The following is a 12,238-nucleotide window of genomic DNA, read 5'->3' on the forward strand; positions in this document are numbered from 1 at the left end:
CTTTAAGTTGAACGCGACAAAAGTGCGTTCAACTCTTTTACTTTATTAGTCAACTAAACCATCAAGTAAGGCACGGTTACGTACAGCGCCTTTATCAGCACTCGTTGCCAACATAGCGTAGTTTTTAAGTGCATAGCTAATTGGACGAACACGATCAGCAGGTTTCCAAGCCTTTTTACCTTTAGCTTCCATCGCAGCACGACGTTCTTCAAGGACTTCTTCAGAGACTTGTAAAGTAATCTCACGAGTAGGAATATCAATGTGAATGATATCGCCTTGTTCAACTAAGGCGATTGTGCCGCCGTCAGCTGCTTCTGGTGATACGTGACCAATAGATAATCCTGAAGTACCGCCAGAGAAACGACCGTCGGTTAATAACGCACAGGCTTTACCTAGACCCATAGACTTTAAGTAAGTCGTTGGATAAAGCATTTCTTGCATGCCTGGACCGCCTTTAGGACCTTCGTAACGAATAACGACGACTTCACCAGCAACAACTTTTTTGTCAAGAATGGCAGCAACTGCTTCGTCTTGGCTTTCAAATATGTGTGCAGGGCCTGTGAATACTAAGTTATCGTCCTCTACACCCGCCGTTTTAACAACACAGCCATCAGGTGCAATATTACCTGAAAGTACTGCTAAGCCACCTTCTAATGAGAATGCGTTTTCAAGACTACGAATACAACCATTGGCACGGTCATCGTCTAAGGTATCCCAACGACAATCTTGGCTAAAGGCTTTAACTGTACGAATACCTGCTGGGCCAGCACGGTAGAATTTTTTAACATCTTCATCATCTGTTAAGGTAATGTCATATTTAGCGATAACATCTGCTAACGTGGTACCTAAAACATTCGGCACATCAGTATGTAATAAACCAGCACGATCTAATTCACCTAAAATACTAATAACACCACCAGCGCGATGCACATCTTCCATGTGGTACTCAGGTGTTGATGGCGCAACTTTACATAACTGTGGTACGCGACGAGATAATTCATCCATGTCTTTCATGGTGTAATCAATTTCAGCTTCTTGTGCCGTTGCCAGTAAATGCAAAATAGTGTTGGTTGAACCACCCATAGCAATATCTAAACACATAGCATTGTGTAATGCTTCTTTACAGGCAATATTACGTGGCAGTGCAGACTCATCGTTATCTTGGTAATAACGTTTAGTCAATTTAACGATTTCTTTACCCGCCTTTAAGAATAATTGTTCTCTATCAGCATGAGTGGCCAACATAGAACCGTTACCCGGTAAGGCAAGACCTAATGCTTCAGCTAAACAGTTCATTGAGTTGGCAGTGAACATACCAGAACATGAACCACAGGTTGGACAGGCAGAACGTTCAATCTTATCGCTATCTTCATCACTTACTGTTGGATCTGCACCTTTAATCATGGCATCAACTAAATCAAGCTTAATGATTTGATCACTCAATTTCGTTTTACCGGCTTCCATTGGACCACCAGAAACAAAAATCACTGGGATGTTTAAGCGCATTGCCGCCATCATCATGCCAGGAGTGATTTTGTCACAGTTTGAAATACAAACCATGGCATCAGCACAATGGGCATTTACCATGTATTCAACAGAGTCGGCAATTAAATCACGAGAAGGTAAGCTATACAGCATCCCTGAATGACCCATGGCGATACCGTCATCAACAGCGATAGTATTGAATTCTTTAGCAACACCGCCAGCTTCTTCAATTGCACCAGCAACTAATTGGCCCATGTCTTTTAAATGCACATGACCAGGTACAAATTGTGTGAAAGAGTTCACTACCGCAATAATTGGTTTTCCAAAATCGCCATCTGTCATGCCTGTAGCACGCCAAAGTGCACGAGCACCAGCCATATTACGGCCTTGAGTAGAAGTTGCAGATCTTAATTTAGGCATGATGTTTACATTCCAATTGGTGAGTTTGAGAAAGGCTTATTTTGAAAATTCACTAACTTTTATCGCGTAAATGAACTTTAAAAATAATTTTCTATAAAGAAAATTGAATTTTGACTCTAGATCAAGGCAGGAGCACGGAGCCTATGAACATAGGTGAGTACTCCTAACGAGGAACTAGAGTCAAAAGGTGTTTTATTCTACTGGTTCTAACCAGCTTTCTGGCACTTCAGTAGTACCATCAAAAATACCAAAAAAGGCTTCTTGAAGTGCTTTAGTGATTGGTCCACGAGAACCAGTACCTACAGGTAAACCATCTACTGATTTAACAGGTACAACTTCAGTAGCTGTTCCACACATAAAGAATTCATCGCAAAGGTATAAAGCTTCACGTGCAATAGACTCTTCACGTACTTCATAGCCTAACTGCTTAGCCAAGTAGAATACGGCATCACGTGTTAAGCCTTGTAAAATAGAGGCAGTTCCTGGTGGTGTATATATGACACCATTACGTACTAAAAATAAGTTTTGACCCGCGCCTTCACTTACCATGTTATTTACATCTAGCGCTACACCTTCGGCATAACCATGGCGAGCAGCTTCAGTAGAGATAAGTTGTGAAGACAAATAGTTACCACCTGCTTTTGCTGCAGTAGGCATTGTATTTGGTGCTAAACGGTTCCAACTAGAAACGCCTACTTCAACACCGTTCTCAACAGCGTCAGCGCCTAAGTATGCTTCCCAGCTAAAAGCGGCAATCATAAGGTCAGCTTTAGCATCAATAGGTGGACGAAGACCCATACCAATATCACCTAAAAAGGCTAATGGGCGAAGATATGCTGATTTTAAATCGTTTTTTACGACAGCATCTTTACAGGCTTGCACAACTTCTGCTTGCGTGTATGGAATATTCATACGGTAAATTTTTGCTGAATCAAATAAACGCTTGATGTGTTCTTCTAAACGAAAAATACACGTGCCTTTATGTGTTTCATAAGCACGAATGCCTTCAAAAACTGATGAACCGTAATGAAGAGCATGGCTCATTACGTGAACTGTAGCATTTTGCCACGGCATGATTTCACCATTGAACCAAATATAATCTGCGTTTACTTTAGCCATTTTCTTTTCCTAATTTTTGTTGCTCTTGGGTAATTCACAAACCCCGACGATGATGTCAGAGTCATGTAAATTAGCACGGAGCGAATTTTTATTTTATTATGGGTAAATAATATTACTTGTTGTTTAAGCGCTGTATTGCTTTATTTGCACTTCACTATTGTCTACTTTGACACCCTTGATGTCGATCAATTTGTTGATTTGATCAACAAGCAAAGAAATAGGGCGCTCACTACTGACAGACATAGTGATTGTGGCAACATTATTACCAGTATTAACCTCGGCATTCATTCCGTTGATTAGAAAACCGCGATAACGAGTGACTTGTAAGATTCGCTCTAGCACCACTTGTTTATCATCAGCCATAATAATTAATTGATACTTATTTAGCGTTACAGGATTCATCTTAAACACCCTCCATCATTTTATCGTTTGCTGTGTTTGGCGGAACTAACGGCCAAACATTTTCAGTTGAATCTATTTTTACTTGTAATAAGTAAGGGCCATCATGGTCTAACATCTCTTTAACGGCAGCGTCGACTTCACTCTTTTTAGTGATTAGTTTTGCTTTAATATCAAATGCTGTTGCTAACATGACAAAATCAGGATTATCTGACAAATCAGTTTCGCTTAATCGACCATCAAAAAACAGGTCTTGCCATTGGCGAACCATACCGAGTTTAGCGTTATCAATAAGTACAACTTTTACCGGAATTTGGTAACGTTTAATGGTCGCTAATTCTTGTACATTCATCATAATTGAGCCATCACCTGATACGGCAATAACAGTATCATGTGGACGTGAAATTTGTGCACCAATCGCTGCTGGTAGACCAAAGCCCATAGTGCCCATGCCGCCACTAGTTAAGAAGTTACTTGGATCATCAAAACTCATATGTTGCGCAGCCCACATTTGATGTTGACCAACATCTGTCGTGATACAAGTATTGCTTGGCATCAAATCACTCACCGTTTTTAATACCGCGGGAGCAAAAATGTTCTCGCCTGGGTGATCATATCGCCACGCAAAGTCCGTGTTCATTTGTTGTAATCTTTGTTGCCAATTTTCGATGTCTAAATCAGTTGTTAATAAAGGTAAGTTGCCCTTTAAATCGCCTAAAATAGCGGCGTCAGCTTCACGACGTTTGTTAATTTCAGCGGTATCAATATCAAAATGAATCACTTTAGCATTCGGCGCAAATTCATCTAGCTTGCCAGTCACTCGGTCATCAAAACGAGCGCCAACAACGACTAATAAATCACATTCCTGAACAGCAATATTGGCTGTTTTTGTGCCGTGCATACCTAACATACCAAGGTAGTTTTTATTGTCCGGATTAATTGCACCGAGGCCTTTCAATGTTGAAACACTAGGCATGCCTGTTTTTTCAGCAAAATCACGTACTTCTTCTACGGCATTCGCCATACCAACACCACCACCAACATACAAAATAGGTTGTTTAGCATGGGTCAGTAAATCAAGCGCTTTACTGATATCCGCAAGAGGTAATTGTACTTTATTTTTTAAGTGAGACAGTTTATCTAAGCGTTGAGTAACTTCCGCTAACTGTATGTCTTTTGGAATATCAACAAGTACAGGACCATGACGACCTTCTAAAGCAATTTCAAAGGCTTGATGTAATACTTTTTCAAGTTCATTAATATCAGTTACTTGGAAAGAGTGCTTAGTACAAGCAAGTGATAAACCAAAAATATCAATTTCTTGGAAAGCATCACTACCCATTGCAGCAGTAGGAACTTGCCCGGTAATTGCCACAACAGGTATTGAATCTGCTAACGCATCGGCAAGACCTGTGATCAAGTTTGTTGCCCCAGGTCCTGAGGTCGCTAAACAAACACCAACGGTGCCAGCGGCACGCGCATAACCAACAGCAGAAAATGCTGCTCCTTGCTCGTGACGGCATAGATAGTGTTTTACGTCACTGTCATATAAAGCGTCATAAATCGGCATTATTGCGCCACCCGGGTAGCCAAAAACGTGTTGTACGCCGTGTTCTTGTAGCACTTCAAATAATAATGCGCCGCCTGTTAGCGTTTTACTCTTGGTCATGATGATTCCAATTGTTATCTTGTTAATGTCTATTTCTTCAGCATTTTTACCTTTATTAGAAAAGCTAATAAAAAATTAATAAAAATGGCTAAAAAGAAAACCCTCGGTTCTTGCGAAGCGAGGGTTTGTATTTGTTTGAATGCTTTTTCTTTAGCTCAACAAAACCCTCGAGATGATTTAATAATCACCACGACGAGAAGGTTTATAATAATTGAGTTCAATTTATGCATTTTATCTCTTAGCTTGTTTTGTTGTGCGTTGACTGCTTATTGTTTATTTATTGCTAGTCCCGCTTCCTTATTAAATTAGTACCATAGCTCTAATCCCATGTGCAAGTTATTTTATTATAGTTTTTTTGTCTAATAAGCAATATTAGGTAATAACCGCAGCTAATAAAATTTGAACTACACTGGAAACAAGGAACTTAAAAAAATGGAATTTTTATGTCGCTTTCATGCATATTTAGTCGTGCTCGGGTTGGGCTTGATTCACCGTTAGTTACCGTCGAAGTTCACCTTGCTAATGGTTTACCTGCATTCAACATCGTTGGCTTACCAGAAGCTTCAGTAAAAGAATCAAAAGATAGGGTGCGTAGCGCAATAATCAATTGTGGTTATGAATTTCCGGCTAAACGCATTACTGTCAATTTGGCACCTGCGGATTTACCTAAGGAGGGAGGACGGTTTGATTTACCTATTGCAGTGGGTATTCTGGCCGCCTCTGAACAACTCCCTCCTGTTGATTTATCGCAATATGAATTTGCTGGAGAACTAGCATTATCCGGAGAGCTAAGAGCAATTGTTGGCGAAATACCTGTTGCCATGGCAAGTAGTCAAAGTAAGCGGACCTTGATCATCCCCACCCAAAACATCGAACAGGCCAGTTGGGTTAAACAAGCGAAAATTCACGCTATCAGTCATTTAACACAACTGTTTCCTCATTTCGCCGGACAACAGGTTTTACCGTTTGTTACTGAACAAATCATGGCAGAAGAATCAACCGAGCAAGATAAAACCTTGGATATGAGCGATGTGATGGGGCAACCCTTGGCCAAGCGTGCGTTGGAAATTGCTGCTAGTGGCGGTCATAATTTATTATTCATCGGCCCACCAGGTACGGGTAAAACCATGTTAGCTAGCCGTTTAGCCGGAATTTTACCGCCAATGACAGAGGAAGAAGCGCTGCAAGTTGCCGCCATTCAATCAATTAGTCATCAAGGTATTACCCGTAAATCGTGGTTTACTCGACCTTTTCGAGCACCGCACCATACGGCTTCATCAGCGGCTTTGGTGGGCGGAGGTAGTCAACCAAAGCCAGGCGAAATCACGCTAGCGCACAACGGCGTGTTATTTTTAGATGAATTACCTGAGTTTGAGCGCAAGGTCTTAGACGTATTACGTGAGCCAATGGAATCGGGTGAAGTGACTATATCTCGAGCGTTGCACAAGCAATGCTTTCCGGCACGTTTTCAATTGATTGCTGCGATGAATCCCAGTCCAACAGGCTTTTACAATGACCAACGTAGTACGCCAGAGCAAGTATTGCGTTATTTGAATCGTTTATCAGGACCCTTTCTGGACCGGATTGATATTCAAGTTGAAGTGGCACGCTTGCCTAGAGGTACTTGGGCGCAGAGTAGTCAAAAAAACGAATCAAGCGCACAAGTACAACAACGAGTGCAAGCTTGTCGGATTATTCAATTACAAAGGCAGGGCAAAGCCAATGCGCATATCAGCAGTAGTGAATTGAAAAGTTTTTGTGTGTTAAGTTCTGATGAAAATGAGTTTTTAGAAGTTGCAGTGGAAAAATTAGGTCTGTCAACTCGGGCACATCACAAGATTCTGAAAATTGCACGCACGCTTGCTGATATGGAAAACACACCAAATATTTGCCATAAACATTTGGTGGAGGCTTTATCTTACCGAGCTATGGATCGGTTGTTACGTCATTTAATGAGTGCGGTTTCGGTCTGAGGAACAGTAAAATTAACCAATTGACGAAAAAAAAGCTTTAATCAGCGGTTGTGCTTTTGATTGATTCAAACAGCAGACACCCAACTCGAACGGTTCAATATCACCAATGTTTTCGAGGTTGCTAACCCTGTCTTTCACGGGACTATTATCTACCACCACTTGCGGCACTATGCCAACCCCACAACCTAAAGCCACCATACTTACCAAGGCTTCGTGACCAGAAACCGTGGCGTAGATATTAGGTTTTCCTTGCTGTTTTTTACGATACCAAAGCTCAAATCGTTTTCGAGCAGCACCATGCTCAGGCAATATTATGGGGATTTCAGACCAACTTAACACCTTTTGGTTTAACTGCTGCTGAACCTTGCAGGTCATTGTCGGCGCGATCACCGATAGTGAAATAGTATCAAGGTGATGAAAATAGACACTGCGGGGTAGATGCTCTGGCGCTGCTGCAATGGCAAAATCAACAGATTTATTTTGCACTTGCTCAAGGGCATCGGCGGCATCACCTGTGGTCAGCATAATTTCGACTAAAGGATGGAGCACACGAAACCTTTCCAACAAAGGCGGTAAGTGACTGTATGCAGCAGTAACTGAGCAGTAAACGTGGAGCTTTCCGGTTAATTCGGCCTGTGTTTCATCAAGTGATAGTTTGAAATTATGCCATTGTTCAAGTTGCTGTTCGGCGTAGGCTTTAAATTTTTTACCCACGTCGGTAAGCACCACCGTTCGATTATCACGATGTAATAACTCACTACCCACTTCATCTTCGAGTCGTTGAATGGCTCTACTCAGTGTTGACGGACTGATGTGATGTGCTTGCGCCGTTTTGCCAAAATGTAAACTTTGGCTCAAGTGGGAAAACATCGACAGTGCTTTTTGATCCATAACTTTTTCCGTAGGCGGGATTTTAATCGCGCTGGTAGATTAATATCGTGATTGCAAAAAACGCAACGTTACAGTGCGAATATATCACTTTTTGCAACGTAATATCTAGGGTATGGTGTTTACATTGAAAAAAGCATTGTTAAAAAGAACAGTCAGCAAGCTGACTCAACTAATACTCCAGAAATTATAGGAAAGTCCATGAGCAACTATTTTAATACTTTAAGTTTACGTGAAAAATTAGGCCAATTAGGTCAATGTCGTTTTATGAAACGTGAAGAGTTCAGCGATGGCTGTAACTTCATTAAAGATTGGAACATTGTTATCGTTGGTTGTGGTGCGCAAGGTTTAAACCAAGGTTTGAACATGCGTGATTCTGGTTTAAATATTTCTTATGCGTTACGTGACGGCGCAATTAGCGAGAAGCGTCAATCATGGCAGTGGGCTACAGAAAATGGTTTTACTGTTGGTAACTATGCTGAATTAATTCCTCAAGCTGATTTAGTTTTAAACTTAACGCCTGATAAGCAACATACTTCAGCTGTTACAGCGGTAATGCCATTGATGAAGCAAGGCGCTACGCTTTCTTACTCACATGGTTTCAATATCGTTGAAGAAGGTATGCAAGTTCGTCCTGATATTACAGTTGTTATGGTTGCACCTAAGTGTCCAGGTACTGAAGTACGTGAAGAATACAAACGTGGTTTTGGTGTTCCAACACTAATCGCGGTTCACCCAGAAAATGATCCACAAGGTAATGGTTTAGCCATTGCTAAAGCTTACGCTAGTGCAACAGGTGGTGATAGAGCGGGTGTTTTACAGTCTTCTTTCATCGCTGAAGTTAAGTCTGACTTAATGGGTGAGCAAACGATTCTTTGTGGCATGTTGCAAACGGCTGCTGTTTTGGGTCATAAGCAATTAATCGCTCAAGGTATGGACGCTGCTTACGCACGTAAATTATTACAATACGGCTTAGAGACAACTACTGAAGGTCTTAAGCATGGCGGCATCACTAACATGATGGACCGTTTATCAAACCCAGCGAAAATTAAAGCGTTTGATATGTCTGAAGAATTGAAAGTGATTTTACGTCCATTATTTGAAAAACATATGGATGACATCATTGAAGGTCGCTTCTCTGAAACTATGATGGCTGATTGGGCAAATGATGATATTAACTTATTAACATGGCGCGCAGAAACAGCTGAAACATCATTTGAATTAGCAGCTGATTGCGAAACTGAAATTACAGAACAAGAATATTACGATAAAGGCATCTTTGTTGTTGCTATGATTAAAGCAGGTGTTGAATTAGCCTTTGAAGCTATGGTTGCTGCAGGCATCATTGAAGAGTCTGCTTATTATGAGTCACTTCATGAAACGCCATTAATTGCTAACTGTATTGCACGTAACAAGCTTTACGAAATGAATGTAGTAATTTCTGATACTGCAGAGTACGGTAACTACTTATTTACTCACGCTGCTGTGCCACTACTTGCAGATTACACGGCTAACTTATCGTTAGAACAGTTAGGCGAAGGTTTTAAAGAAAGTTCAAATAACGTTGATAACGCGCGTTTAATTGAAGTTAATGAAGCAATTCGCAGCCATGGTGTTGAAGTGATTGGTAAAGAACTTCGTGGTTATATGACTGACATGAAAAAGATTGCTAGCGCAACTTAGTACTCATCTCTTGAAGTAGAGATAGTTAATTAAACGGCATTCGAGTCTAATTCAATGCCGTTTTTTATTGCCAGAACTTTCTCTCTATTTTAACCCTTATGAAATTTTAACAAGGAAGACTCAATGTCTGATTTTAAAGAAGTAACTATTAACAGAGCAGCCAATGTATATTTTGATGGCAAGGTAACTAGCCGTACTATTACATTTAACGATGGCTCCTTCAAAACACTTGGTATTATGCAAGCAGGTGATTACACCTTTGGTACCAAGGAAAAAGAATTAATGGAAATTACAGCGGGTGAATGTGAAATTTTACTTGCGGGCTCTACAGAATGGCAAACAATCGTTGGTGGTCAATCATTCCACGTTGACGCCGATAGCTCTTTTGATGTTAAAGCCAAAACTATCATTGATTACTGTTGTACTTATATAAGCTAATACAACTAGCGTATGCTGTTCGGCTTTACTGTTGAGTTATAAGTAATAATACCAATGACATTCATGAAGATTGTATGTCATTGGTTTTTTACCCCTTTACAGATTTTGTGGTAACGAAAGACGAATGCTTAATCCTGGTGATAACGATGTTAACAGCAGCTTACCACTATGAAGTTCAGCGATAGCTTTTACAATAGAAAGACCTAAGCCAAAGCCACCTTCCTGTCGGCTTGCATCTAAACGATATAAACGTTTAAAAACCGCCTCATGTTGTGCTTCGGGAATACCCGGGCCGTTATCGATGACAGAAATATCAACGCCAATCTCACTATAGTTTACCGCTAAGCTAATAACGCCTTGTATTTGAGTATACTTAATCGCATTCTCGACAATATTATATACTGCTCTAAAGAGTAAATTGGCATCGGCAAAAATGGGCTTGCCCAGTTCATTTTGGTGAGTATTATCAACGAAAGTAAAACGCTGGTTTTTATCTTCAGCCAAAGGCTCTGCTAACTCAAACACATCCTGACAGAGCGTACTGATATTAACGCTACTACTAGGTTTATTTTGGACACCTTTCTCTAATCTTGATAATTCCAACATGGCATTGAAGGTATGAATGACATTATCAATTTCATCGAGCAAATTTTCTTTCCATTGATCACTTTGATAAATAGCACTATCGTTATCGATACTATCTTCAACTGATATACGAATGCGAGATAATGGCGTTCTAAGATCATGGGCGATGTTATCTGTTACCTGTGAAACTGAGCCAATCAAATCATCAATCTCATCTAACATTTGATTAATTTGCTCAGCAATCATGTCAAATTCATCTTGCTTAGTGCTAATAGGTAATCTTGATTTCAACCGGCCTGCTTTTACATGCGCTGTAAGCTCAGCTATTTGTTTCACTCTAGACAGTACTCGTCGGTTTAACAAAAACCCCGAGATAAGTGTAAGCACTAAGGCGAGTATTAACGCAACAATACTTGCTGTGATGAAGTTCTTTTCAAGTACTTGATAATTATTGTCAAACAATCCAATGGATAAATCGCCAAAGCGAGTTTGTAGATTGGTGCCTAAAAGTATTTCAACGGTGGTATCACCTAAATGGTCAACAACCGCGATGGGGAAATGGCGTAAGGTAGGAAATTCAGGTAACTCTTGTGGCAAGCTGTTTAAGTTACCGATAACTTGAGCATCATGCGACAGTACTAAGACCACAGCATTACTTCTTTTTATACGCTGCTGTATGGCCGTTTTAAAGTCTTTGGCCGTCATACTTGAGCTCTCAGAAAGATCAGCAAAACCTTGTGCAGTAATGGTGACTTGTTGAGCTATTTGGCGTTTCTGTTCACCGACCGTGAATTGATAAACAAGCGCCAAAATACTGGTACAGATAAGTAACACAATCAAAGTAAATATTAAGGTAAACCGCCATATAGAGGTTCGAGTAAAAACCTTAAAGCGTTCTGACCACATACCCAGCTCCTCGTACCGTATGAATAAGTGGTGCTTGGCCGTTTTCTTCTAATTTCTTTCTTAATTTTGCTACGTGCACATCGATTACATTAGTTTTCGGGTCAAAATGATAATCCCAAACCGACTCAAACAATAACGTTCTGGATATCACCTGGTCTTGGTGTTCTAACAGGTAACGTAATAATTGAAATTCTTTCGGTTGAATGGTGAGCTCTTTACCGGCTCTAAGTACTTTATGTCCAACTAGGTCCATCACTAAGTCATCAATTGATAACTCTGTGGCTGGGCCATTGTCTTGGGGGGATGCGCTATACCTTTCAACGAGTATGCTTGCTCGGATATAAAGTTCTTGAAAAGAAAAAGGTTTAGCTAAATAGTCATCGCCGCCCGCTTTTAAGCCTTTAATTCGCTCATCGACATGACCTAAAGCACTTAAAATGATAACGGGCGTCTTAATAGTGGCAGCACGCATGGCGGCTAATAATGCTAAACCATCCATTTTTGGTAACATACGATCAAGCACTACTAGATCATAACTATTACTTGTGGCAAAGAATAAGCCGTCAGGCCCATTTTCTGCAGTATCAACAATATGCCCTTGTTCGACAAAGCCCTTTTTTATGTAGGCTAATGTTGTCGCATCATCTTCAATAACAAGTAATTTCATCAGTGT

The 12,238-nt window shown here is 40.5% G+C and carries 10 protein-coding genes; 3 read left to right on the forward strand and 7 right to left on the reverse strand.

The window, feature by feature from the left end:
* Positions 1-45: 45 nt before the first annotated feature.
* The 4 genes from ilvD to ilvG all read right to left on the reverse strand — a co-directional run bounded on the left by ilvD (position 46) and on the right by ilvG (position 5,092).
* Positions 46-1,905, reverse strand: a complete 1,860-nt coding sequence (gene ilvD, locus CXF85_RS18455) for a dihydroxy-acid dehydratase (RefSeq protein WP_101230108.1) — start codon at positions 1,903-1,905, stop codon at positions 46-48.
* Between the two features lie 192 nt (positions 1,906-2,097).
* Positions 2,098-3,024 carry a branched-chain amino acid transaminase gene (locus CXF85_RS18460; RefSeq protein ID WP_101230109.1) on the reverse strand — a complete coding sequence of 309 codons (927 nt, stop codon included), beginning with the start codon at positions 3,022-3,024 and terminating at the stop codon, positions 2,098-2,100.
* 123 nt (positions 3,025-3,147) lie between these two features.
* On the reverse strand, positions 3,148-3,426 hold the full coding sequence (ilvM, locus tag CXF85_RS18465) for an acetolactate synthase 2 small subunit (RefSeq protein ID WP_101230110.1): 279 nt from the start codon (positions 3,424-3,426) through the stop codon (positions 3,148-3,150).
* 1 nt (position 3,427) lies between these two features.
* Positions 3,428-5,092 (reverse strand): acetolactate synthase 2 catalytic subunit, encoded by a 1,665-nt coding sequence (ilvG, locus tag CXF85_RS18470; protein WP_101230111.1) that lies wholly within the window; start codon positions 5,090-5,092, stop codon positions 3,428-3,430.
* A gap of 443 nt (positions 5,093-5,535) precedes the next feature.
* Here ilvG and CXF85_RS18475 point away from each other — a divergent pair, with 443 nt between their 5' ends.
* The gene (locus CXF85_RS18475) at positions 5,536-7,065 is read left to right on the forward strand and encodes a YifB family Mg chelatase-like AAA ATPase (RefSeq protein WP_101230112.1); all 1,530 of its coding nucleotides are present in this window, start codon (positions 5,536-5,538) and stop codon (positions 7,063-7,065) included.
* A gap of 12 nt (positions 7,066-7,077) precedes the next feature.
* Here the strand turns inward: CXF85_RS18475 and ilvY are convergent, their stop codons facing one another.
* A complete protein-coding gene (gene ilvY / locus CXF85_RS18480) occupies positions 7,078-7,956 on the reverse strand; it encodes an HTH-type transcriptional activator IlvY (protein ID WP_101230113.1) in 879 nt (292 codons plus the stop codon).
* Positions 7,957-8,154: 198 nt separating this feature from the next.
* Between ilvY and ilvC the strand changes: the two genes are divergently transcribed.
* Positions 8,155-9,636 (forward strand): ketol-acid reductoisomerase, encoded by a 1,482-nt coding sequence (ilvC, locus tag CXF85_RS18485; protein ID WP_101230114.1) that lies wholly within the window; start codon positions 8,155-8,157, stop codon positions 9,634-9,636.
* A 123-nt stretch (positions 9,637-9,759) separates the two neighbouring features.
* Positions 9,760-10,074, forward strand: coding sequence for a pyrimidine/purine nucleoside phosphorylase (gene ppnP, locus CXF85_RS18490; RefSeq protein ID WP_101230115.1), 315 nt, complete (start codon positions 9,760-9,762; stop codon positions 10,072-10,074).
* Positions 10,075-10,170: 96 nt separating this feature from the next.
* On the opposite strand, the gene CXF85_RS18495 is transcribed toward ppnP, so the two are convergent.
* Positions 10,171-11,565: a sensor histidine kinase gene (locus tag CXF85_RS18495; RefSeq protein WP_101230116.1), complete on the reverse strand. Its 1,395-nt coding sequence runs from the start codon at positions 11,563-11,565 to the stop codon at positions 10,171-10,173.
* Positions 11,546-12,232: a winged helix-turn-helix domain-containing protein gene (locus tag CXF85_RS18500; RefSeq protein ID WP_101230117.1), complete on the reverse strand. Its 687-nt coding sequence runs from the start codon at positions 12,230-12,232 to the stop codon at positions 11,546-11,548. Before CXF85_RS18500 ends, CXF85_RS18495 begins: the two co-directional genes overlap by 20 nt.
* Positions 12,233-12,238: the final 6 nt, after the last annotated feature.

Source organism: Colwellia sp. 75C3, from assembly GCF_002836255.1.
Taxonomy (GTDB): Bacteria; Pseudomonadota; Gammaproteobacteria; order Enterobacterales; family Alteromonadaceae; genus Colwellia.